Origin of the sequence: Sediminibacillus massiliensis, from assembly GCF_900156915.1 — a bacterium.
In the GTDB taxonomy this organism is placed as follows: Bacteria; Bacillota; Bacilli; order Bacillales; family Amphibacillaceae; genus Sediminibacillus_A; species Sediminibacillus_A massiliensis.
In genome coordinates, this window is the sequence record NZ_LT732535.1 from 4,135,521 (window position 1) to 4,158,603 (window position 23,083).

General features: G+C 41.8%; 23 protein-coding genes and 2 riboswitches. Of the genes, 22 read left to right on the plus strand and 1 reads right to left on the minus strand.

The window, feature by feature from the left end:
* Positions 1–3 precede the first annotated feature (3 nt).
* From CZ434_RS21075 to CZ434_RS21105, 7 genes are all read left to right on the plus strand, one after another.
* The gene (locus CZ434_RS21075) at positions 4–1,788 is read left to right on the plus strand and encodes an acyl-CoA dehydrogenase family protein (RefSeq protein WP_077624920.1); all 1,785 of its coding nucleotides are present in this window, start codon (positions 4–6) and stop codon (positions 1,786–1,788) included.
* A 168-nt stretch (positions 1,789–1,956) separates the two neighbouring features.
* Entirely contained in the window at positions 1,957–2,319 is a 363-nt protein-coding gene (locus tag CZ434_RS21080) for an arsenate reductase family protein (protein WP_077625295.1), read from the plus strand.
* Between the two features lie 167 nt (positions 2,320–2,486).
* Complete coding sequence (gene gcvH, locus CZ434_RS21085; protein WP_077624921.1) at positions 2,487–2,870, plus strand: glycine cleavage system protein GcvH; 384 nt, start codon at positions 2,487–2,489, stop codon at positions 2,868–2,870.
* Positions 2,871–3,060: 190 nt separating this feature from the next.
* A complete protein-coding gene (locus CZ434_RS21090; RefSeq protein WP_077624922.1) occupies positions 3,061–3,408 on the plus strand; it encodes a ribonuclease M5 in 348 nt (115 codons plus the stop codon).
* A gap of 511 nt (positions 3,409–3,919) precedes the next feature.
* A complete protein-coding gene (locus CZ434_RS21095; protein ID WP_245831043.1) occupies positions 3,920–4,546 on the plus strand; it encodes a transporter associated domain-containing protein in 627 nt (208 codons plus the stop codon).
* A gap of 697 nt (positions 4,547–5,243) precedes the next feature.
* The gene (locus CZ434_RS21100) at positions 5,244–5,552 is read left to right on the plus strand and encodes a thioredoxin family protein (RefSeq protein ID WP_077623584.1); all 309 of its coding nucleotides are present in this window, start codon (positions 5,244–5,246) and stop codon (positions 5,550–5,552) included.
* Between the two features lie 112 nt (positions 5,553–5,664).
* Positions 5,665–5,991 carry a hypothetical protein gene (locus CZ434_RS21105; RefSeq protein WP_077623585.1) on the plus strand — a complete coding sequence of 109 codons (327 nt, stop codon included), beginning with the start codon at positions 5,665–5,667 and terminating at the stop codon, positions 5,989–5,991.
* Positions 5,992–6,001: 10 nt separating this feature from the next.
* On the opposite strand, the gene CZ434_RS21110 is transcribed toward CZ434_RS21105, so the two are convergent.
* Complete coding sequence (locus CZ434_RS21110) at positions 6,002–6,418, minus strand: TlpA family protein disulfide reductase (RefSeq protein ID WP_077624924.1); 417 nt, start codon at positions 6,416–6,418, stop codon at positions 6,002–6,004.
* A gap of 188 nt (positions 6,419–6,606) precedes the next feature.
* Positions 6,607–6,717: riboswitch (SAM riboswitch) on the plus strand.
* Positions 6,718–6,862: 145 nt separating this feature from the next.
* On the opposite strand from CZ434_RS21110, the gene CZ434_RS21115 reads away from it, so the two are divergent.
* The 15 genes from CZ434_RS21115 (at position 6,863) to CZ434_RS21180 (ending at position 22,886) form a co-directional block, all read left to right on the plus strand.
* Positions 6,863–7,891, plus strand: coding sequence for a methionine ABC transporter ATP-binding protein (locus tag CZ434_RS21115; RefSeq protein ID WP_077624925.1), 1,029 nt, complete (start codon positions 6,863–6,865; stop codon positions 7,889–7,891).
* A complete protein-coding gene (locus tag CZ434_RS21120; RefSeq protein WP_077624926.1) occupies positions 7,881–8,549 on the plus strand; it encodes a methionine ABC transporter permease in 669 nt (222 codons plus the stop codon). Before CZ434_RS21115 ends, CZ434_RS21120 begins: the two co-directional genes overlap by 11 nt.
* A gap of 21 nt (positions 8,550–8,570) precedes the next feature.
* The gene (locus CZ434_RS21125) at positions 8,571–9,443 is read left to right on the plus strand and encodes a MetQ/NlpA family ABC transporter substrate-binding protein (protein ID WP_077624927.1); all 873 of its coding nucleotides are present in this window, start codon (positions 8,571–8,573) and stop codon (positions 9,441–9,443) included.
* Between the two features lie 208 nt (positions 9,444–9,651).
* Positions 9,652–9,822, plus strand: coding sequence for a YuzK family famiily protein (locus CZ434_RS22345; protein ID WP_179107339.1), 171 nt, complete (start codon positions 9,652–9,654; stop codon positions 9,820–9,822).
* A 300-nt stretch (positions 9,823–10,122) separates the two neighbouring features.
* Complete coding sequence (sufC, locus tag CZ434_RS21130) at positions 10,123–10,908, plus strand: Fe-S cluster assembly ATPase SufC (RefSeq protein WP_077624928.1); 786 nt, start codon at positions 10,123–10,125, stop codon at positions 10,906–10,908.
* 17 nt (positions 10,909–10,925) lie between these two features.
* Complete coding sequence (gene sufD, locus CZ434_RS21135) at positions 10,926–12,233, plus strand: Fe-S cluster assembly protein SufD (RefSeq protein ID WP_077624929.1); 1,308 nt, start codon at positions 10,926–10,928, stop codon at positions 12,231–12,233.
* Positions 12,233–13,453 (plus strand): cysteine desulfurase, encoded by a 1,221-nt coding sequence (locus CZ434_RS21140; protein WP_077624930.1) that lies wholly within the window; start codon positions 12,233–12,235, stop codon positions 13,451–13,453. Before sufD ends, CZ434_RS21140 begins: the two co-directional genes overlap by 1 nt.
* A complete protein-coding gene (gene sufU / locus CZ434_RS21145) occupies positions 13,443–13,883 on the plus strand; it encodes a Fe-S cluster assembly sulfur transfer protein SufU (protein WP_077624931.1) in 441 nt (146 codons plus the stop codon). Before CZ434_RS21140 ends, sufU begins: the two co-directional genes overlap by 11 nt.
* Before the next feature lie 37 nt (positions 13,884–13,920).
* Positions 13,921–15,318 carry a Fe-S cluster assembly protein SufB gene (gene sufB / locus CZ434_RS21150; RefSeq protein ID WP_077624932.1) on the plus strand — a complete coding sequence of 466 codons (1,398 nt, stop codon included), beginning with the start codon at positions 13,921–13,923 and terminating at the stop codon, positions 15,316–15,318.
* Between the two features lie 911 nt (positions 15,319–16,229).
* Entirely contained in the window at positions 16,230–17,051 is an 822-nt protein-coding gene (locus tag CZ434_RS21155; protein WP_077624933.1) for a sulfite exporter TauE/SafE family protein, read from the plus strand.
* An 11-nt stretch (positions 17,052–17,062) separates the two neighbouring features.
* Positions 17,063–18,454, plus strand: coding sequence for a bifunctional metallophosphatase/5'-nucleotidase (locus CZ434_RS21160; protein WP_077624934.1), 1,392 nt, complete (start codon positions 17,063–17,065; stop codon positions 18,452–18,454).
* Positions 18,455–18,522: 68 nt separating this feature from the next.
* Positions 18,523–18,828 (plus strand): YunC family protein, encoded by a 306-nt coding sequence (locus CZ434_RS21165; RefSeq protein ID WP_077624935.1) that lies wholly within the window; start codon positions 18,523–18,525, stop codon positions 18,826–18,828.
* Positions 18,829–18,943: 115 nt separating this feature from the next.
* On the plus strand, positions 18,944–20,044 hold the full coding sequence (locus tag CZ434_RS21170) for an HD-GYP domain-containing protein (protein WP_077624936.1): 1,101 nt from the start codon (positions 18,944–18,946) through the stop codon (positions 20,042–20,044).
* Positions 20,045–20,122: 78 nt separating this feature from the next.
* A complete protein-coding gene (gene yunB / locus CZ434_RS21175) occupies positions 20,123–20,884 on the plus strand; it encodes a sporulation protein YunB (RefSeq protein WP_077625296.1) in 762 nt (253 codons plus the stop codon).
* A 54-nt stretch (positions 20,885–20,938) separates the two neighbouring features.
* Positions 20,939–21,117: riboswitch (Lysine riboswitch) on the plus strand.
* A gap of 215 nt (positions 21,118–21,332) precedes the next feature.
* Positions 21,333–22,886 carry a Na+/H+ antiporter NhaC family protein gene (locus tag CZ434_RS21180; RefSeq protein WP_077624937.1) on the plus strand — a complete coding sequence of 518 codons (1,554 nt, stop codon included), beginning with the start codon at positions 21,333–21,335 and terminating at the stop codon, positions 22,884–22,886.
* Positions 22,887–23,083: the final 197 nt, after the last annotated feature.

A 23,083-nucleotide genomic window follows, 5' to 3' on the forward strand; every position in this document is an offset into this window, starting at 1 on the left:
AAAATGGGTGATACGAAAGAAAAAGTGTTTAAAGGCGGAGCATTTATCATAGAAGATATAGGGCCTGAAGATATCATCACACCGGAGGATTTCACTGATGAGCATGTAATGATTGCTAAGACAACAGAAGATTTCGTCAATGGGGAGGTGCTTCCCAAACTCGAAAAATTGGAGAATCATGAATTTGAGCACTCGGTCCAGTTGTTGAAGCAAGCTGGAGAGTTGGGATTACTTGGTGTGGATGTACCGGAAGAATATGGCGGTCTGGGGCTAGATAAGATCAGCTCATCTTTGATTACCGAAAAATTCACAAAGGCAGGTGGGTTCTCTGTCACCCATGGTGCTCATGTAGGAATCGGTTCTCTTCCTATTGTGTTCTTCGGGAATGAAGAACAAAAACAAAAATATTTGCCTGCATTGGCATCTGGGGAGAAATTGGCAGCATACGCCCTGACTGAACCGGGTTCAGGCTCGGATGCTTTAGGTGCAAAAACGACTGCGAAACTGAACGGGGCTGGAACCCATTATTTGCTGAATGGAGAAAAACAATGGATTACCAATTCGGCTTTTGCGGATGTGTTCATCGTATATGCAAAAGTTGACGGCGATAAATTTACTGCTTTTATCGTGGAAAGGGATTATCCGGGTGTATCCACTGGACCGGAAGAAAAGAAAATGGGGATTAAGAGTTCATCGACCCGTACGGTTATCCTTGAAGATGCCGAAGTGCCGGTCGAAAATGTCCTTGGTGAAATTGGACGCGGCCATATTATCGCCTTTAACATCTTGAATGTAGGACGATACAAACTGGCAATCGGTGGTGTCGGTGGTGCAAAAATAGGAATTGAACTTTCAGCAAAGTACGCCAATGCCAGAAAACAGTTTCAGACTCCTATATCCAAATTTTCTCTTATACAAGAAAAGTTAGGAACCATGTCGGCAAACACATATGCAAATGAAAGTGCCGTTTATCGAACTGTTGGTCTGTTTGAACAAAGGATGAGCAACTTATCCGAAGAAGAACTTAAGGATGGAGCCGCGGTAGCAAAGGCGATAGCCGAATATCAAATCGAATGTTCACTGAACAAAGTGTTCGGAACTGAATTAATGGATTATGTGGCAGATGAAGCCGTACAAATTCATGGAGGATATGGTTTCATGCAAGAATACGAAGTAGAGAGAATGTACAGGGATTCACGGATACAGCGAATATTTGAAGGGACAAATGAAATTAACCGTCTATTGATCCCGGGTTCCTTAATGAAGAAAGCTGTCAAAGGCGAACTGCCGATCATGCAAAAGGCTCAGGCATTGCAGGAAGAATTGATGATGCTTATGCCGGAAGAAGTAGGGACAGCTCCTCTCGATCAGGAGAAATATCTGCTGAAAAATGCTAAAAAAATAGGCCTGCTTGCAGCGGGTTTGGCTGCTCAAAAATATGGTCCGAAATTGGAACAGGAACAGGAATTACTGGCGAATATCGCGGATATTGTATCCGAGGTCTATAACATGGAATCGGCTATCTTGCGTACGGAAAAAGCAGTTAATAAAGATGGTGCTGACAGAAACAGACAAAAATTACTTTACACGCAAGTATATGTCCAAGAAGCATTTAACCGGATAGAGAGCCACGCAAAAGAGACATTGATCGCAAGCGAGTCTGGTGACACACTAAGGATGATGCTGTCTGCTATGAGGAAATTGACCCGGCATGACCCGGCAAATGTCATCGCACTTAAACGGGAAATTGCTCAAACTATTATAAAAGAAGAGAAATATATCGTCTGAAGAAGATAATGCCAAAAAACCTTGCCTTACTACAGTGGCGGGGTTTTTGGCATTTTGTTGATGCATAAAAGGAAATTGGTGCAACTTAAAAGGAATAGGACACAATCTTTCTTCTGACCTTAAATGAATTATGGTAATATAGGGATAATAGAGAGGGAGGGATCTATGTTGAGTGTGACTTTTTACTGGTATCCTAATTGCGGAACGTGCAAAAAAGCGAAAAAATGGCTTGATGCCAATCAAGTTGAATACAACCAAGTTAATCTGGTTGATAATACTCCTTCAAAAGAAGAATTGGGTGAATTGATAGAAGCTAGCGGATTGCCAATCAAAAAATTTTTCAACACCAGTGGAAAAAAATATCGTGAACTCGGTTTGAAAGACAAACTGAAGGATGCGGAGGAAGACGAAGCATTGGAGTGGCTTTCCTCAGATGGAATGTTGATCAAACGGCCAATTGTCACCAATGGTGAAAAGGTATCGGTTGGTTTTAAAGAAGAAGAATTTGAAAGCAAGTGGAAGCAGGCATAACAAGCAAACCATTGGAAATTAGTTTGTGCAGCTTTTATAGTAGAAAGTGTTGTTTCAAGTTTTAACTCAAGTAAAAACAGGTGATATTTACAATTATACATAAGCCGTTTTTTCTTGTTTTATTTTGAACAACGACCTTATTAAGATTGATACGGAGGGTGTTTATTATGAGTTTACCAAATGATTTGCGTTATTCAGAAGAGCACGAATGGGTTAAAGTAGAAGGAGACAAAATTAGAATTGGCATCACCGATCATGCTCAATCAGAACTTGGAGATATCGTATTTGTGGAACTTCCTGAAGAAGGAGACGAAATCGAAGCTGATGAGCCGTTCGGTAGTGTGGAATCTGTCAAGACTGTTTCCGAACTTTATGCTCCAATCAACGGTAAAGTAGTAGAAGTTAATGAAGACCTTGATGACAGCCCAGAGTTTGTTAATGAATCACCATACGAGAAAGCCTGGATGATTGTTGTAGAAACAGATGACTTATCTCAAGTAGATGAATTGATGACCGCCGAGCAATATCAGGCAATGATCGAAGAAGAATAAGCAGATCATCTTTGTCCGGCCATTCTGTAGAAATCCTGATTGCATGATTCAGGAGGAAATAAATACAATGAAGAAAGAGAACAATTGAAATCCCTTGTTACCCATTCATGTGACAGGGGATTATTGTTAGATTCGAAAATTATTTTTTTGAATATACTACATAAGAAGATGATAAAAGCAGGTGATCTGAATGACAGATGCTGAGAAAGTTATTATTGTTGAAGGTCGGACAGATAAAATCCAGATTGAAAAAATTATTGATGAACAGGTGCAAATAATTTGCACAAATGGAACATTAGGCGTTGAGCGCCTGGAAGAGCTGTTGATTGAATATGACCTCGACAACAAAGAGGTGTATATTCTGGTGGATGAAGATAATGCCGGACAGAAATTGAGAAAGCAATTGTCGATAGAACTTCCACATGCAGAGCATATTTTTGTTGACAAAACATTCCGTGAAGTGGCGGCGACTCCAGAATCAGAACTTGCCATTGCCCTACTAAGCAGAAGAATTACCGTCAACCCAATGTATTTATAATCCATGTCACCCACATGGATTTTTTCATATCCTTTATTTTGGGCGTTTTTCTTAGTTGAGGGAAACTGCGACATAGTGACAATTCTATTCTCATGTTGTTCCTGTAGTTCTGTTGATAACGGAGTGGTATGATCTCGCTGCGGCAGAACACTTCGCTTTCCGCGGGCACGGCCTCAGCTTCCTCAGAAGCAAAAAGCGCTTCTTGCGGGATCTTCGGACGCGTGCTATTCCTGCAGGAGTCTACGTATTCTACCTCCGCTGGTTGGAGTTCTCTGAATCTCGGCTACGAATAATCCATGTTAAAGATATTATAGGATCACTTCTCACCTGAACAGAAAAACGACCCAAAGCGGAGGAAAAATGCGACACTCCTTGAAAATAAAGTTCGATTTTCTGCGTGCGGTGTAAATGCATGGATGTCTTTTCAAAGTCCTGGGGGAAGAGCAGCTTCCGAAGACCCCGCAGTGAGNTTCATCGGTTGGATGTAAGGGACGCCCTGAAAACCCCAAGAATGGAAATTATAGGTATCCCGTCGACTGCCACTTATGGACAAGCGCTTGATATTGTATTAAACAGTAACCATACCAGGTATCCGATTTATGAAGAAAATATGGACAACATAATAGCGGTCTTCCATGCCAAGCAGCTGCTTTCCTGGTCCTTAGATCAAACCCAAATCTTACAGCAGTTTACGGATAACAATCCATTATATGTATTTGAGTTTCACTCAATCGAAAAAGTATTCAAGCAAATGTTAAAGGAAAGAAAACATATGGCGATTGTACTGGACGAATATGGTGGAACAAATGGCATCTTGACGAATGAGGATATTATCGAAGCGATGATCGGCCAGGAAATTAAAGATGAAACAGACGTGGACGAAGAGGCACTGATAGAGGAGTTTTCCGAGTCGCGGATCGTTTGTAATGGTAAAATCTCTCTCCACCGCCTGAATGAAGTGTTCCGAACAGACATACCGGAAGAGGAGGACATTTTGTCAGGATTCTTATTACGTGAATTCGGATACTTCCCCAAAGTCGGAGATACGTATGTATATGAAGACCTTCATTTTGAGATAAAAGAAGTGGAGGACAACAAACTAAGAACAATAGAAATCGTCAAGCAAACAAATGAATAACGATCTTCCGTAAAAAGGGTTGCCTAACAGCGACCCTTTTTAAATTGAGTACTTTGTCCAGTAGAGAAAAGTTACATGTTGTGTAGAGTTGAGGGAAACTAACGCATAGTTGCAATTTTATTTCTAGTTGTTCTGATGATTGTTGAGTGCATGGACTCGCTGCGGCAGAACACTTCGCTTTCCGCGGGCACGGCCTCAGCTTCCTCAGAAGCAAAAAGCGCTTCTTGCGGGATCTTCGGACGCGTGCTATTCCTGCAGGAGTCTACGTATTCTACCTCCGCTGGTTGGAGTTCTCTGAATCTCGGCTACGAATAATCCATGTTAAAGATATTATAGGATCACTTCTCACCTGAACAGAAAAACGACCCAAAGCGGAGGGGAAATGCGACACTCCTTGAAAATAAAGTTCGATTTTCTGCGTGCGGTGTAAATGCATGGATGTCTTTTCAAAGTCCTGGGGGAAGAGCAGCTTCCGAAGACCCCGCAGTGAGCGCGCTTTTTGCTCAAGAGGAGGCTGAGGTGCTGCCCCCGGAAAGGGAGTATTTTTCCGCAGCGACGGCTCATCACTCAATCCGAAAAGGATGGAAGGAAGCCACTCTGTAGTTATGTCGCAGTATATGGTTATTGAGTCAGTGCGGGGTATCTTTAGTTGGACGAGTAATCGCGGCAATTTTAAGGCATTTAAAGGAAGGGTTTTATGAAACGAATTGATATAGATCCGCTAGCTTCCGTGGGGACTGGTTTTCTTTTTGTCCAGACTCCTTTTTGTGGAACATGTCAGCTGGCAAGTAAGATGCTGGCTACAATCGAAAAGATGGATAGTGATATAAATTTTTATGAAATGAATGCTTCTTTATTTCCTGAGTTCATGCAAAATCAAAGAGTGGAAAGTGTTCCGTGTCTCATCATCCTGCAATCTGGGGTTGTGAAAGAAAAAATATATGCGTTCCGCTCGATTCCAAATATCATCGAAAGAATTACTCCCTATCTTTCTCGAGAAAAATGAGATGAATATATTTCTTTAACCAGCTGATGGAGACTTGCATTATTGACGAATTGATCCACTAATTAAAGGATAAATCCCCCCTTTGTAGAATTATTTCACAGGGGGGATTTACATGGGCGAAGCCGTCATCCATCAATGGCAGAAACGATTGAGCGCAAATGGTGATTTGCTATTTTTATATCATGATAAAAACTTTTGTGTACAGTTGAAACTCCGAAATGACCTTGAGTACTGGATTATCTTTAAATCCGGTGTAATCACTGTTACAAAAGAGTGGTTCGTAGAGAAATCCGATTTATCTATTGAAGTAAGCGAAGGCATATTAGTCCAACTGTTTGAGGGCCAGGGAAGGCTCACTTCATTTCCAAATACACTTGCCAGTTGGAATGGAAGTTACCGGGATTGTTTGTTTTTTGAAACACTGCTCTTTTTGGCATGATTGCAGACTGTCAATCAAGTAAGCCGCCGATGGTTTTGACGATTTCCAGGAAGTTTGCTTTCTCTCCAAACTGTCCTCTTAGTTCTCCATCCTGATCAATAATGACGGTGGAGGGAACCCCTTCACAATTGTATCGTTCATATACCTTTCGATTCTCATCTGCGAGAGTTGGTTGTTTTAGAAATTTTTCCTTGTATGATAACCCTGCTTTCTCTTCTCGTTCTCTTCCAGTTACATTAATTGTCATCATTTTGACTTTTTCTCTATCCATCGTTTGGTAGAGCTGTTCTTTTTTCGGCAGATCGACAGCACAATCAGGACACCAGGATACCCAGAAAGTGATGACAACGATCTTTCCTTTATCCTCTTCCAACTGATATAATTCATTACTGTCTATAAAGGGCAATTCAAATAGAGGTGCTTTCATGGGGCATTTTCCTTTCAGGTGATTTTAGTGTCCATATTACCATACAAGTCACGGATCCATTAAGTTTTTCAAAAAGAATCATCATATTCTATTTTAAATGTTTGCAGGATTTACTAATTGACACCTTAACAGGCCCATGCTACAATCCTATTTAGCGTTAAAAACCGATTGTAATTTCATATGCGGATCTCTTATCAAGAGAGGTGGAGGGACTGGCCCTGTGAAGCCCGGCAACCGTTAAACCATGTGTTTAAAAAGGTGCCAATTCCTGCGAAGCAAAGAGCTTTGGCAGATGAGAGAACATGAAGCGTATTGCTGCGTCTTTCTGTTCTCATGAATGGAAAGGCGTTTTTTAATGAAGTATAAAGGGAAAGAAGCAGTCTGCTCTTGTATCGTACAGAGAAATATGAGTGGGCATTGCCTCATACCCAAGGAGGAAGAAAGTTGATTTCGATAAAGAACTTGTCAAAAGTATTTCCTTCCAAGTCATCGAACATTACAGCTGTCGATAATTTGAATCTGGAAATACCAAAGGGAGAAATATTCGGAGTGATCGGGTACAGCGGTGCGGGAAAAAGTACCTTCATCCGTTTACTCAATAGATTGGAAGACCCATCCGGCGGTACGATCATTATCGATGATCAGGAAATCACTGCCTTAAATAAAAAGCAGCTCAGACTTTCCAGACAGGAAATCGGGATGATTTTTCAGCACTTCAATTTATTATGGTCCAGGACCGTGAGAGAAAACATTGCCTTTCCGTTGGAAATAGCAGGTGTCCCGAAGGCAGAAAGACTGGAAAAGGTTGACGAGCTCATCCGGCTGGTCGGTCTTGCCGGTAGAGAAGATGCCTATCCGTCTCAATTAAGTGGTGGTCAGAAACAGAGAGTCGGAATTGCCAGAGCATTGGCCAACGATCCGAAAGTACTGCTTTGTGACGAGGCCACTTCTGCATTGGATCCTGAAACCACGGATTCGATCCTTGATTTGTTGGTTGATATCAATGAAAAACTTGGTCTTACAATCATTTTGATTACACATGAAATGCATGTGATCAGGAAAATCTGCCATCGTGTCGCTGTCATGGAACAAGGAAAAGTAGTAGAACAGGGCGAGGTCCTTGAGGTATTCCTTCATCCGAAAGAACAAGTGACCAAACGTTTTGTCGAACAGGTAATGGGAGACCAGGACCAGGACGAGTCTCTGGAAACAATGTTGAAGACTTATGACGCCGGCAGAATCATCAGGCTTCATTTCGTTGGGGAAACGACCAACCAGGCCTTGATCAGTCAAGTGTCAAAAAAATTCAATATTGAAGTGAACATCCTGCACGGGAAAGTGACGCAGACGCAAAAAGGTGCTTATGGAACATTGTTTATCTTAATGGATGGTGCCGAAGCCGAAATCAAGAAGGCGATTGATTATATAACATCTACTTCTGTAGAAGTGGAGGTGGATGTAAATGCTAAGTGAATTATTTCCTAATGTAAGAGTCGAGGATTTATGGGTAGCAACTGGCGAAACATTTTACATGACGTTGATATCAGTTGCCGGTACACTCGTATTCGGTATCTTACTTGGCTTGATGCTGTACCTTACCTCAAAGGGAAGTCTTTGGGAGAGTTATCTAGTCAACATTGTCGTGGCGACGGTTGTCAATGTACTCCGAGCAGTTCCGTTTATCATTTTGATTTTGCTATTATTCCCGTTCACCGATTTTTTAATGGGAACGATCCGGGGGCCTAAAGCGGCACTTCCTGCATTGATTATAGGCTCTGCACCTTTCTATGCAAGACTGGTTGAAATCGGTCTTAGGGAAGTGGACAAAGGAGTAATCGAAGCTGCCAAGTCGATGGGAGCCAAGACAAGTACAATTATATTCAAAGTATTGATACCAGAATCGATGCCAGCGCTTGTTTCCGGCATTACTGTAACGGCGATTGCCTTAATTGGCTATACGGCCGTTGCTGGGGTTATCGGTGCCGGTGGACTTGGCGATTTTGCTTATTTCTATGGCTTCCAGCGCCGTCAATTTGATGTCGTGTTTGCTTGTACGGTCCTAATCGTTATTATTGTATTTATTTTTCAATTTATCGGCGATTTCATCGCCAGTAAATTAGATAAAAGATAAAATTTAAAGGAGAGTCAAGAGATGAAGAAATTATTAACTTTACTATTCGCTGCTTTGTTTATTGTTGTATTGGCAGCATGCGGTACATCTGAGGAAGATTCCGCACAAGATAATACCGGAGAAAACAACGAGTCTGGTGATTCAGAAGAAAGCACAGAAATAGTAGTAGGCGCATCTAGTACTCCGCATGCTGAAATCCTTGAGGAAGCAAAGCCAATGCTCGAAGAAGAAGGGATTTCTTTGCAAATCGAAGAGTATCAGGACTATATTTTGCCGAACGAAGACCTGTCAAATGGAAGAATTGATGCCAACTATTTTCAACATGAACCATATTTGAATGATCAGCGTGAAGAGTTTGATTACGATTTTGTCAATCTTGGCGGTGTGCATATCGAACCTATGGGTGTGTATTCCAAATCAATCAACAGTATAGACGACATTCCCGATGGTACCGAAGTGATCATCAGTCGTTCCATCCCAGACCATGGCCGTATTTTGTCCATGTTTGAAGAAGAAGGATTGATCACTCTTGCTGAAGATGTAGACAAAGTGACTGCTACTGTTGAAGATATTGTAGAAAACCCGAAGAATTTGACGTTCTCTCCTGATGTAGATGCGGCTGTTTTACCTGAGATGTATGAAACAGAGGAGGATGCTCTGGTTGCAATCAATACAAACTATGCAATTGAAGCGGGTCTTACTCCTACAGAAGATGCCGTTTTCGTCGAAGGAAAAGAATCGCCATATGTGAACCTGGTCGTTGCCCGTACAGAGGACCAGGACAACGAAGCACTGAACAAGCTTGTTGAAGTTCTGCAGTCCGAGGAGATCCAAACATTTATTGAAGAACAATACGATGGCGCGATTGTACCGGCTGCCACAGAGGGCGAATAAGGTAATATTTCTTCAATCGCTAGTAAATGGAAGGTATATGGTGAAATTGTTTATAAAATACACCTATATATGTTTCAAAAGGGTTCAAGTTTTTTCCTGCTTCTATGTATGTTTACAGCCGGTTTGTTAAGGGAATTGTAATCATGTACAATTTTCATTGTAAACAAACAGAAAGGAAGGATTCATTATCACGGACAGTGGTTTAGACATGAATTACACTAGCGAAATGGAAAAGGCGATGCAGCAGAACCATGGAATTGGGTACGCTGAATACGGAAGAAAGCTCGATAAACGACTAGAGGTCGAAAAAGAGAGAGAAAAGAGCTATGAGAAAAGTCGCCAAGTCGTCAATGAAGTAGAAAGAAAAATCCACAGATAACTTTGAACAAATATAATCCACAAAACCCTTGCCGCCATTTTAGCGGCAAGGGTTTTGTGTTACAGTAGACATAGGTAATCTTGGACATATACGGAGATTTCCTGTATTCAACCGTTATTAAGTGTTATTTTCCGCCTGATTTGTTACAATATTTTTGAATTAATGGTGAAAACTATAACCATTAGTGTATATGTTGATTATAGATTCGAAATGTTATAAGATTATAATGAGAATAAATTGAGAATGGATGTTATTTCATCTCTAACATTTTATAAATACGGTAATTGGAGGTATATCAGTATGGCAGGTTCAACTTTGGAAATTAAGGATCTTCATGTATCAATTGAAGACCAGGAAATACTTAAAGGTGTTAATTTAACAATAAAGGGCGGCGAATTTCACGCTGTAATGGGACCGAACGGAACCGGTAAATCTACACTTGCATCAGCTATTATGGGGCATCCTAAATACGAAATCACACAAGGCAGTGTCTTGTTGGATGGAGAAGATGTACTTGAAATGGAAGTAGATGAGCGAGCGCAGGCAGGGCTTTTCCTTGCGATGCAATACCCAAGTGAAATCAGCGGGGTTACAAACTCCGATTTCCTTCGTTCTTCCATCAATGCTAGACGTGAAGAAGGCGACGAAATTTCGTTAATGAAATTTATTAAAGAAATGGACGAAGCGATGGATTACTTGGAAATGGATAAAAACATGGCACAGCGTTATTTGAATGAAGGATTCTCTGGCGGTGAGAAAAAACGCAATGAAATTCTTCAATTAATGATGATTAAACCGGAAATCGCCATCCTGGATGAAATTGACTCCGGTCTTGATATCGATGCTTTGAAAGTAGTATCCAAAGGAATCAACAAGCTCCGTGATGAAAACTTCGGATGCTTGATCATCACTCACTATCAGCGTCTGTTGAACTATATCACTCCTGATAAAGTTCATGTGATGATGCAAGGTCGTGTCGTGAAGTCCGGAGGGCCTGAACTGGCACAGCGTCTGGAAGCTGAAGGTTATGAGTGGATCAAAGAAGAGTTAGGCATTGAAGACGAAACTGTAGGGCAAAAAGCGTAACAGTAAGGAGGGGTACCATGACTGTAGAAACAAAGCTGCCATATGATAAAGAATACATTAGCCAGTTCTCGACAGAGCACAATGAACCGGAATGGATGAAGTCATTACGCCTTCAAGCATTGGAGCAAGCTGATACGCTGCCAATGCCCAAACCGGACAAAACAAGTATTAGACGCTGGAATTTCAATACATTCCAACACACGGCTAAAGGGGAAGAAATTCATTCATTGGAGGATCTTCCTGAAGAAATCCAAGTGTTTGTCGATTTAGAAAATAAAGATCAGAATATTGTCATTCAACGGAATCAGACAGTAGCTTATAAATCACTGTCGTCTAAGTTGGAGGAACAAGGTGTAATCTTGACCGATATCTTCACGGCAATGCAAGAACATAGTGACTTGCTTCAACGTTATTATATGAAAGATGCCGTGCAAATTGATGAGAATCGTTTGACAGCTCTTCATACAGCGTTGATGAATGGCGGTGTGTTCGTGTACGTACCGAAAAACGTTGTAGTGGAAGAACCGCTTCAATCCATTTTCTGGCAGGAAGATCCGAAGGCTTCTTCTTTCAATCATGTTATCGTAGTTGCAGAGCAAAACAGTTCTGTAACTTATGTGGAAAATTATATTTCCCATAACGAGGAAGAAGAGACTGTAGCAAACATCGTTACCGAAGTTATTGCGAATGACAATGCAAAGATTTCTTTCGGAGCTGTCGATAATTTCGCGAGTGGTACCACTGCATATATCAACCGGCGCGGTGTGGCATATCGTGATGCCAATATTGACTGGGCATTGGGACAAATGAACGATGGTAACACTGTTTCGGAAAACATCACCCACCTTGTTGGGGACAATTCTGTTTCCAATGCTAAAACTGTTACTGTCGGCCGTGGAAGCCAATCCCAAAACTTCACTGCAAAGATTGTCCATTTTGGACAGCAATCAGAAGGTTATATCCTTCAGCACGGTGTGATGAAGGATAGTGCAACATCTGTCTTTAATGGTATTGGTAAAATCGAACATGGAGCGACAAAATCCAACGCTGAACAAGAATCGCGTGTTTTGATGCTTAGCAAAGATGCTCGCGGAGATGCAAACCCGATTCTTCTGATTGATGAAGATGACGTAACTGCAGGACATGCAGCTTCAGTCGGACGTGTTGATCCAATGCAGCTTTATTATCTCATGAGCCGCGGAATTTCCCGAAAAGAAGCGGAGCGTCTTATTATCCATGGTTTCCTTGCCCCAGTGGTGAATCAGCTGCCAATTGAAACAGTTAAGTCTCAATTGACAGAAGTGATTGAAAGGAAAGTATATTAATGGATGTAAAAACAATCAGGGAACAGTTTCCGATTTTGGATCAAGAGGTCAATGGACATCCATTGGTTTATCTTGATTCATCGGCAACATCCCAAAAGCCCCTTTCCGTAATTGAAGCAATTGATGCATACTATAAACAAGACAATTCCAATGTTCACCGGGGTGTCCATACACTGGGCACCAGGGCGACAGATAAATACGAAGGCGCCAGGGAAAAAGTGAGAAGGTTTATTAATGCAGCTTCTACAAAGGAAGTAATTTTCACCAGGGGAACAACCACATCCATCAATACAGTAGCCCATAGCTATGGGCGCGCCAATCTATCCCAGGGTGATGAAATCGTCATTACTCCTATGGAACATCATAGCAATATAATCCCTTGGCAGCAGGTGGCTAAAGCCACAGGTGCAGAATTGAAGTATTTGCCATTGCAACCGGATGGTACAATTGATTTGAAGGACGTAAAAGAAACTGTTACGGAAAATACGAAGATTGTAGCAACCATGCACGTTTCGAATGTATTGGGAACAATCAATCCTATCAAAGAGATTGCAGAAATCGCCCATGCCAACGGTGCAGTTATGTTGGTAGACGGTGCACAAGGAATTCCGCATATGAAAGTAGATGTTCAGGATTTGGATTGTGACTTCTATGCCTTCTCCGGGCATAAAATGTGCGGTCCTACCGGGATAGGCGTCCTTTATGGAAAGAAAGAATTACTGGAGGATATGGAACCAGTGGAATTCGGCGGGGAAATGATTGATTTTGTTCATTTGTATGACTCCACATGGAAAGAGCTTCCTTGGAAATTTGAAGGTGGAACGCCAATCATAGCCGGTGCGATCGGTTTAGGAGCGGCCATTGATTTTCTCCAGGAGGTCGGAATGGACAATATCCTTGCCCATGAAGAAAAATTGATTGATTATGCGATGGAACAGATTCGCACTATAGATGGAATCTCTGTTTATGGTCCTGAACGGCGTGCCGGATTGATTACATTCAATCTTGACGATGTCCATCCGCATGATACGGCGACTGTGCTGGATGCGGAAGGAATTGCTGTTAGAGCAGGACACCATTGTGCGCAGCCGTTAATGCGCTGGCTTGATGTAACTGCAACAGCCCGGGCCAGTTTTTATTTATACAACACTCCGGAAGACGTTGATCGTCTTGTGGAGGGACTAAAGAAAACAAAGGAGTATTTTGGAGATGTCTTTTGATAACCTCGATACGTTGTACAGGCAAGTAATTATGGATCACTATAAAAACCCGCGTAATCGGGGATCCTTGTCGAATGAAAGTTTAACGATCGATATGAACAACCCGACATGCGGAGACAGAATCCAAGTACACCTGCAAGTGGAGGATGGCGTGGTAGAAGACGCTAAGTTCGAAGGTGAAGGCTGTTCCATCAGTCTTTCCTCCGCCTCCATGATGACTCAGGCGATTAAAGGTAAAAAAGTAGACGAAGCATTGAAAATGTCAAAGATTTTCTCTGATATGATGCTTGGCGAAGAGATAGATAACGAAGATATCGATTTAGGTGATATAGAAGCATTACAAGGTGTTTCCAAATTTCCTGCCAGGATTAAATGTGCCACACTTGCTTGGAAGGCAATGGAACAAGGAGTAGGAAAAGAAGAACAATAAATGCTTTCGGTAAATTACCTACAAGGAGGTTTTCAGCATGGCGAAAAAAGCGCCTGAAATTGAAGATTACAAGTATGGTTTTCATGAAAAAGATATTTCTATTTTCCGTACGGAAAGAGGATTAACAAAAAAAGTCGTTGAAGAAATATCAAGACAAAAAGATGAACCACAATGGATGCTCGACTTCCGATTGAAATCCCTTGAACAGTTTTATAAGAAACCGATGCCTCAATGGGGTGGGGATTTATCCGAGCTGAATTTTGATGAAATCACTTATTATGTTAAGCCTTCAGAGAAATCTGAGCGCTCTTGGGATGAAGTTCCCGAAGAAATCAAAAGAACATTCGATAAATTGGGTATTCCTGAAGCGGAACAAAAATACCTTGCCGGTGTGTCCGCTCAGTATGAATCAGAAGTGGTTTACCACAGCTTGCAGGAAGATTTGGAAAACCTCGGTATTGTTTTTAAAGATACGGATACTGCATTAAAAGAAAATGAAGACCTGTTTAAAGAATACTTTGGTAAAGTAATTCCTCCTTCTGATAATAAATTTGCAGCATTGAACTCAGCTGTTTGGTCTGGTGGATCATTTATTTACGTACCAAAAGGCGTAAAAACTGAAACACCTTTACAAGCGTACTTCCGGATTAACTCTGAAAACATGGGACAATTCGAGAGAACGTTGATCATTGTAGATGAAGGCGCATCTGTTCATTATGTTGAAGGTTGTACAGCTCCTGTCTATACAACCAACTCTCTTCATAGTGCGGTCGTAGAAATATATGTTAAGAAGGATGCTTACTGCCGTTATACTACCATCCAAAACTGGGCAAACAACGTTTACAACCTGGTGACAAAACGTGCCACTTGTGAAGCGAATGCCACAATGGAATGGATTGATGGTAACCTAGGTTCAAAACTGACCATGAAGTACCCGGCTGTTATCTTGAAGGGTGAAGGTGCCCGCGGTATGACTTTGTCCATCGCATTGGCAGGAAAAGGCCAGCATCAAGATGCAGGTGCTAAAATGCACCACTTGGCACCTAATACTTCTTCCACTATTGTATCGAAATCGATTTCCAAACATGGTGGTAAAGTAACCTACCGTGGTATTGTTCAATTCGGACGTAAAGCGGAAGGTGCACGTGCAAATATTGAATGCGATACTTTGATTATGGATAATCAATCAACATCTGATACCATTCCTTACAATGAAATATTGAACGAAAATATTTCATTGGAGCATGAAGCAAAAGTATCAAAAGTTTCAGAAGAACAACTTTTCTATTTAATGAGTCGTGGAATTTCTGAAGAAGAAGCAACAGAAATGATCGTCATGGGCTTCATCGAGCCATTCACAAAAGAACTGCCAATGGAATATGCAGTTGAAATGAATCGCTTGATCAAGTTCGAAATGGAAGGTTCCATTGGATAATTGCCTAATTTAATGTAATAATAGAAAGAGTCCTGAAAAGGACTCTTTTTCTTTTTGTATTCTTTCTAATATGTTTACGGGCTGTAATTACCCAACTACGCAAAAATGTCTGAATATAAAAGTGTTTATAATTGACACTTCGCTTCCCGCGGGCACCGCCTCAGCCAGGGGAATACTTGAATAAGCTTCCTTGCTCCCTTTGGGACTGCGATTACTCGTCCCACCGAAAACCATGGGTCGAGGAAATTGCCACGAAGCTGAACTAGAAGACGCAGACCCGTCACTCGGGGTCTTCGGACACGCGGGACTGCGATTCTCGCCCCATCGAAGAACATTCCCTGGTACCACAGGATAAGGAAGGCTTCGTCAGCAATACATCGCACGAAGAAAATCGATTTGTATTTTCGAGGAGTCTGCGTCTTCTGCCTTCGCTGTTAGGGTTTTTCTGAATTTTGATGTTAGGAATACCTCATGTTAGACATACTTTAGATCAACTTCTCACTTGATCAGAAAAACGAATGAAGCGGAGGAAAAATGCGAGACTCCAGTGGGTAAGGAACAGTCTGAAGACCCCGCAGTGATGCACCTGCGTCTTCTAGTATCGCTTCGTAGTAAGCTTCCTCGGTGAAAGGGTGCAAAGGAGCCTACTCAGGGAGTGCCCTGGCTGAAGCGTTCCCCACGGAAAGTGAGTATTTTTCTGCAGCGTCGGCTTACCACTCAATCCGAAAAGAATGGGAGGAAGCCATACTGAAGTTATGTCGTAGTTCATGGTTATTGTCCAACACAGCTAATTATTAGAAAGAATCGCTTTTTACATACATATTAATCCATCACTTGTCTAACTTGGATATCTTATTGATGTTTCATTTTTTATCGGCATTATCATTATATTGAATAGAAGGGATAGTACTGTGGTATATATATTGAGTCTCCTCATAGGTTTTTTATCTGCTTTCGTCGGAAGTATAGCAGGGCTCGGTGGCGGGGTGATTCTTGTTCCGATCATGTTGGTGTTGAGTCAGCTGCTTGAGAGCTTCCACTGGGCAAACCCCCATAACATTGTGGGCATTTCTTTATTAGTGATGGTTTTCACCGGGCTGTCTTCAAGTATCTCTTACATGCGAAAGGGCAGGGTAGATTACCGTAGCGGAATCATTTTCCTGGCTGGCAGCATTCCTGGGGGCATACTTGGCTCCTGGCTTAATCAATTTGCGGAAGATGATACATTTTCGCTATATTTTGGATTATTAATGCTTATTTTATCGTCCATGTTTTTTATTAAAAAGAAACCCACAGAACCGGCACAATTAAGAAAAAAGTGGGGCATCATACGGACAATGGACATGGACGGTACTCGCTACCGTTATTCTTATCCGTTTCTTGGGGCTTTTTTTCTGGCAATGCTGGTAGGGGTGTTATCTGGTATGTTTGGCATAGGAGGGGGCTCGCTAATGGTTCCGGCAATGATCCTGTTGTTTGGATTTCCACCCCATATAGCCACAGCTACCTCGATGTTCATGATTTTATTTCTGAGTCTAATTAGTTCAACCACCCATATTGCACTAGGCCATATCCCATGGCAATATGTTTGGTTGTTTATTCCTGGTGCTTGGATAGGTGGAACAGCAGGAGCTAAGGTCAATCAACTATTAAAAGGGCAGACCGTTGAATGGATTTTGAGGATCCTGCTAATCATTATTGGTATTCGTTTAATTTGGCAAGGGATTGGATAAGGAGAATTTTTATGGAAGAGAAATTATTCTTTTATTATACAAATGATCTGCATAGCCATTTCGAAAATTGGCCGGCTATCATCGGTCACTTTGAGGCAGAGAAAGCGATTCGGAAGAAAAACGGTCAATCATATTGGCTGGTTGATATTGGGGATCATGTCGATCTTTCTCATCCCATATCGGAGGCTTTGAAGGGAAAAGCGAACGTGGAATTGCTTAACCGTTCGGGGTTCAACGTGGCTACAATAGGTAACAATGAGGGGATTACGTTGGATTATGATCAACTTTACCATTTATATGATCATGCTGAATTCCAGCTTCTATGTGCAAACTTGGAGAGTATGAAAGAACCTGATCCCTTATGGTTGCAGCATACCACTCAACTTATTTCCGATAAAGGCACTAAGATTGGGGTGATCGGCTTAACAGCGCCGTTTAACGCCATTTATAATTTAGTTGGGTGGAATATTTCTCCTCCTTTGGAAGTACTTGATAGGTACATTCCAAAATTGGCAGCCGAAAATGACATCGTGGTGCTGCTATCCCATTTGGGAATCCACGATGATGAAGAAATTGCTAAAAGGTATAACGACATTGATGTAATCATCGGCGGGCATACCCACCATCTATTTCGGGATGGTGAAGAGGTATCGGGAACATTGCTGACAGCTGCCGGTAAACATGGAAAGTATATCGGTGAGGTCATCTTGACTTGGGACCAGAATCGGAAAGAATTAACAAAAAAAGAAGCGTATGCGACAAGTGTGGAAAACTTTCCTAGTCATCCGGGCACCGAAGAACTTCTGGCCAATTTTAACCAACAAGCAAATGAGGTACTCGACAAACCTGTCACCCATTTAAATACCAACTTGGAATTTGGATGGTTCAAAGAGACTCCGATCATGACAAAGTTTGTGGATACTTTGAGAGAATGGACGGATGCAGACTGTGCAATGCTGAATGCAGGCGTGTTGTTAGACAGGTTTGATAAAGGAAATGTCACATATGGCGATATCCATCGAATCTGCCCTCATCCCATGAATCCATGTGTAGTCAAATTGACTGGAAGTGAATTGATAGAGGTTGTCAGGGTCGCACTATCGAAACAATTTATGGAATTGAAGTTAAAAGGGTTCGGCTTTCGCGGGGAAGTCATCGGGAGGATGGTTTTTTCCGGGATGGAAGTGAAAACAACCAAAGGTCCTGATGGGCATGAACGGGTTTCGGAAGTTACAATGGACGGAAAACAAATTGAACCAGATAAAGAATACTATGTTGCGACTGTCGACACCTTCACATTAGGGAGACTGCTTCCAGAAGTTGCGAGATCGGAATATAAGAAATTTTACATGCCGGAATTTATCAGGGATCTGCTTACACACACATTGAAATACAAGTTTTGAGTAGCTGCAGACAACGCACACACCTTTTCACTTGCCATATATTAATAAGTGAAAGGAGTGTGTCGAGTTTGATTTCCGTTAAGCCGATTTATATTGATAGTATTCCGTTTACTGCAACAAGCGTGGAACTTCCAAAAACCAACTTGCTTATTATTTCAAATGACAAAGGGTATATAATGTGCGGAGCCTTGGATGTTGATCTTTTGAATGAGCGCCTTGCGGACCGAAAAATCATCGCGGCAAGAGCGGTCGGTGTTAAAACAATTGAGCAGCTGATGGAAGCACCTCTGGATAAAATCACAGACGCAGCTAGGGCAGCAGGATGGTCAGAAGGAATGTCAGGGAAAGATGCCTTATTAAAGATTGCTGAATGACAAAGGATGACAAAATAGTTGTTAATTAGCAAATAAATCCTCTATACTTTGTATAGAGGATTTATTTTTGTCGAATGATACATAATTCTGCATTTGGAATGGTTAGGAGAAAGTTATGAGACTCGTACACACTAAATCAATCGACCCTGGAACAAAATTGGCGAAAGCGGTTTATAATGAGAAGGGCAAAATATTGATTCAGAAAAATATTGAGTTGACAAGACGGATGCTTAATCGTCTTATCCAGTATAATATTACATATGTTTATATCAAAGATGCTTTTACAGATGACATAGAGGTGAACCCTCCTGTCTCGGAAGAAGTGAGGATTGAAGCATATCAAATGATTAAAAGTACTTTCTCCGACTTTAACAAAGAAAGTTTTCATTCTAATTCTTTTTTGTTTGACAATAGCAGTCGTATGAACAATATTGTCCAGGAAATTCTCCGGCAAATCCAAAACCAGGATGAAGTCGTCTCGATTTTGTCTGATGTATTTGTAAATGATAATTATGTGTTTAATCATTCTTTGAATGTGACCATTTATTCCTTGGCTTTAGGTACAGAGCTTGGACTAAACAGATCAAAGCTTGAAGAACTAGGGCTTGGCGCGATGCTGCATGATGTAGGGAAAATGTTCATCCCTCAGAACATCCTGCAGAAGCAGAGCAGATTGACCGAGGAGGAATTTGAAATAATCAAAGGGCATACCGAATCAGGATTTGAGTTTCTAAGGAATACACCAAATGTTCCGTTGCTGGCAGCCCATTGTGCATTTCAGCACCATGAACGAATCGATGGATCGGGATATCCGAGAGGATTGAAAGATAAGGAGATCCATCCTCATGCCAGATTATTGGGGATTGCAGATGTATTTGATGCGGTGACGAGCGACAGAGTTTACCGCGATGCTATGCTTCCGCATGAAGGTCTGGAAATCCTGTACGCAGGAGCTGGAACTTTATTTGATAAAGAATTGGTCGAGGCGTTCAGACGAACAATAGCTGTCTATCCAAATGGGTTGACTGTCGAATTGAGCGATGGCAGGACAGGGGTAGTAGCCAGGCAGAATAACAATCTGTGCGAGAGGCCAGTGATCCGGGTGCTTGAAGAACATGGTGTTGAAATTCCTCCGTATGAATTGGATTTATCAAAGCAATTGGATGTGGTCGTTTCTTCATGCCGTACAGCGCTTGGGAAGGAAAAAATTAAATAATAGCAAGGATTCTATCCCCCGTCTAAAGAGCATAGGTTCTTTTAGAGGGGGGATTTAATTTTGAGAAGGCCTTCCAAAATGAAGTATAGAAAACCGCCGTCTCTTGGACACGTTTTTGTATTTACCTTGGTATTTTTTATCATATCCACCTTCTTGAGTATTTGGGTGATAAATAAAGGCATTGAGCCAACTCTTATGGATATTGCCGAAACTAGGACAAGACAGTTCACAAGGCTTGCAATCAATGAAGCGGTAAGTAAAAAAATCGCGGAAGATCTGCACTACGAGCAATTAATCCAAGAAGAGACAGACAATGAGGGGAAGGTGGTTTCCGTAGGCTGGAATTCTGTGGTTACCAATCGTGTGGTGAGGAATACCACTTTCCGTGTCCAGAATTTCCTGCGTCAGTTGGAAAATGGGGAGATACCGGAACCGGGCAGCACGCTTGATGTCGAACTGGAACCGGAAACTAATTCATCTATCGATTCGGTCAGAAACAATCCCACGCTTATTGAAATACCGGTAGGTCAGGCTTTTGGAATCCCGTTGCTTGCAAATTTGGGTCCGAAAATACCCGTTCAAATTGAAGTGATTGGAGATGTGCAGTCCGAACCTATTATGAAGCACAAGGAATTAGGCATCAACAATGTATTTTTTGAATTATTTGTCCACCTTGAGGTTAATCTTAGAATAGTAGTCCCTTTTCAAACAAGGCCAACGACGATTACACAGGATATTAAAATCGATGATCGCTATTTACCTGGAGAGGTGCCTGAATTTTACAATAATGGCGGAGCTTCGGATACACCTTTTTCCATTCCGATAGACCCCTTGCAATGAGGCTTTCTTGCTGATACAATATCAGAGGAATTGAATAGCGAGACCTTATCAGATCGGTGAGGTAGAGGCGCGGAGTGAATAAGTAGTCAACAGGAGGATGACAACGATGACTGTTGATGAAAGGACACTTTGCCGAAGTTGGAAGAGAGCGTCAACTCTCTCCATACTGGTATATTTTCCAAATAGGGGATATACTGTCATGTCATGAGAACACATGAAGGGCTACTGATCGAAATGGAGGATAACAAAAAGTTGCTAATCGAAAGGCAGTGATAGTTATTTTCTATCGCTGCCTTTTTATATTGACAGAACGGAATTTCTGCAGCATGCTGCTCCATCCATTATTGTCCATTTAAGAAAGGAAGCAAATACTTGAACAGCCTTCTGATTTCATCCTTCAATACATCAAGACATCATTCATTCCAATTTTAATTACGGAGGTTACATCATGGAAGGAACTATTTATTCTTTAATTCCCGCAGTGTTGATGCTAGTTCTGGTAATTGCGACCAGAAGAGTATTGTTATCGCTTGGAGCGGGCGTGGTTGTCGGGGCACTTATGCTTCACAACTTTCAATTAACCGGGACTCTCAAAGAAATCTGGGGAGTTTTCAAAAATATATTTGTGTCGGAAGGAAGTTTGAATCTCGGCAATTTGTATTTGTTCGGCTTTTTGATATTACTGGGAATGACAACAGCGTTTATGACAGCTTCTGGCGGGAGCAAAGCATTCGGAGAGTGGGCCATCAACAAAATAAAAACTAGAAAAGGCGCGCAGTTAATGCCGGCAGTCCTTGGAATTATCATTTTTATAGACGATTACTTCAACAGTCTTGCGGTAGGCCAAGTTGCACGTCCCTTAACGGATCGGTACAAAATCTCGCGAGCAAAATTGGCTTATTTCATTGACTCTACATCTGCTCCGATTACCGTCATTTCTCCGATATCAAGTTGGGGTGCCTATATCATCGGAACTTTAGGGAGTATTTTAGCAGCAAACGAGATAACAGATTATGCCCCATTGGAAGCATTTGTTCGGATGATCCCTTTCAACTTATATGCTTTTGCGGCCATATTGATGGTTTTTCTTGTTGCCACTCTTAAGTTGGATATCGGAGCCATGAAACGACACGAAGTCAGAGCTGTGGATACAGGCCAGCTCGTTGATCCGGAACGTGGTGACGTACCCGGGGACTTGAACGACGTGTTCGAAGCGAATCAAAATGGGAAGATCTCTTATCTGATCACACCGATCCTGGCTTTGATTGTCGGAACGATTGGAGCCATGGTGGTTACAGGTATTCAAAATACAGACGGCACACCAGGAATACTCGATATTTTTGCAAATACAAATGTCAATATCTCCCTGTTCACTGGAGGATTGATTGCTGTCGTGGCTGCTTTTGTCCTTTATCTTAACCAATCAGGTGAAAAGTCGCCTTCTGGTAAGGTTTTTCTTGAAGGAATGAAAGCTATGCTGCCGGCCTTGTATATATTGGTGCTTGCATGGATGATCGGTTCTGTTATCGACAGTCTCGGTACAGGCGAATATCTTGCAGGCACGATAGCTGATTCGTCATTAAATCCTGCGTTCTTGCCATTTATTGTTTTCCTTGTTGCCGGGTTTATGGCGTTGGCGACAGGAACGTCTTGGGGAACTTTTGGGATCATGCTGCCGATAGCAGCTGAAATCGCCGCCTTGACTGATGTAAGTCTTGTCTTACCTGCTCTTGCGGCTGTATTGGCAGGATCTGTTTTCGGAGACCATTGTTCACCTATTTCGGATACATCCATCCTTTCTTCAACAGGAGCCGGGTCCAATCATATTGATCACGTACTGACTCAACTTCCTTACGCCTTTATAAGCGCTGCTGCAGCGGGGATAGGTTATCTTGTTTTAGGTATCACTGGCCAGGCATTGCTTGGATTTGCCATAATGATTTTGGTCATTATCGGAACAGCAGTGGTTATCCATCGTTCTTCTCATAAGACGGCCAAATAGACTATGAAAAACCTTCATCAAACAGGATGAAGGTTTTTTGTATGGGTAGATTTTCTTACAACAATCAAAATCTTCCTTTGACATCGACACACTTGAAAGCTATAATACAAACATAAATATCAGAAAACATTGAAAATTGGAACATTCCTTGAGATATCGCAACATAGACTGTAGGGAACTTGTTTCAATAACTTAAC

Excerpts from the sequence above, each read along its gene's own strand:
- CZ434_RS21075 (WP_077624920.1), top strand. The coding sequence starts at position 4 with ATGGGTGATACGAAAGAAAAAGTGTTTAAAGGCGGAGCATTTATCATA.
- gcvH (WP_077624921.1), top strand. The coding sequence starts at position 2,487 with ATGAGTTTACCAAATGATTTGCGTTATTCAGAAGAGCACGAATGGGTT.
- CZ434_RS21090 (WP_077624922.1), top strand. The coding sequence starts at position 3,061 with ATGACAGATGCTGAGAAAGTTATTATTGTTGAAGGTCGGACAGATAAA.
- CZ434_RS21095 (WP_245831043.1), top strand. The coding sequence starts at position 3,920 with ATGGAAATTATAGGTATCCCGTCGACTGCCACTTATGGACAAGCGCTT.
- CZ434_RS21100 (WP_077623584.1), top strand. The coding sequence starts at position 5,244 with ATGAAACGAATTGATATAGATCCGCTAGCTTCCGTGGGGACTGGTTTT.
- CZ434_RS21105 (WP_077623585.1), top strand. The coding sequence starts at position 5,665 with ATGGGCGAAGCCGTCATCCATCAATGGCAGAAACGATTGAGCGCAAAT.
- CZ434_RS21110 (WP_077624924.1), bottom strand. The coding sequence starts at position 6,418 with ATGAAAGCACCTCTATTTGAATTGCCCTTTATAGACAGTAATGAATTA.
- CZ434_RS21120 (WP_077624926.1), top strand. The coding sequence starts at position 7,881 with ATGCTAAGTGAATTATTTCCTAATGTAAGAGTCGAGGATTTATGGGTA.
- CZ434_RS21125 (WP_077624927.1), top strand. The coding sequence starts at position 8,571 with ATGAAGAAATTATTAACTTTACTATTCGCTGCTTTGTTTATTGTTGTA.
- CZ434_RS22345 (WP_179107339.1), top strand. The coding sequence starts at position 9,652 with ATGAATTACACTAGCGAAATGGAAAAGGCGATGCAGCAGAACCATGGA.
- sufC (WP_077624928.1), top strand. The coding sequence starts at position 10,123 with ATGGCAGGTTCAACTTTGGAAATTAAGGATCTTCATGTATCAATTGAA.
- sufD (WP_077624929.1), top strand. The coding sequence starts at position 10,926 with ATGACTGTAGAAACAAAGCTGCCATATGATAAAGAATACATTAGCCAG.
- CZ434_RS21140 (WP_077624930.1), top strand. The coding sequence starts at position 12,233 with ATGGATGTAAAAACAATCAGGGAACAGTTTCCGATTTTGGATCAAGAG.
- sufU (WP_077624931.1), top strand. The coding sequence starts at position 13,443 with ATGTCTTTTGATAACCTCGATACGTTGTACAGGCAAGTAATTATGGAT.
- sufB (WP_077624932.1), top strand. The coding sequence starts at position 13,921 with ATGGCGAAAAAAGCGCCTGAAATTGAAGATTACAAGTATGGTTTTCAT.
- CZ434_RS21160 (WP_077624934.1), top strand. The coding sequence starts at position 17,063 with ATGGAAGAGAAATTATTCTTTTATTATACAAATGATCTGCATAGCCAT.
- CZ434_RS21170 (WP_077624936.1), top strand. The coding sequence starts at position 18,944 with ATGAGACTCGTACACACTAAATCAATCGACCCTGGAACAAAATTGGCG.
- yunB (WP_077625296.1), top strand. The coding sequence starts at position 20,123 with ATGAAGTATAGAAAACCGCCGTCTCTTGGACACGTTTTTGTATTTACC.
- CZ434_RS21180 (WP_077624937.1), top strand. The coding sequence starts at position 21,333 with ATGGAAGGAACTATTTATTCTTTAATTCCCGCAGTGTTGATGCTAGTT.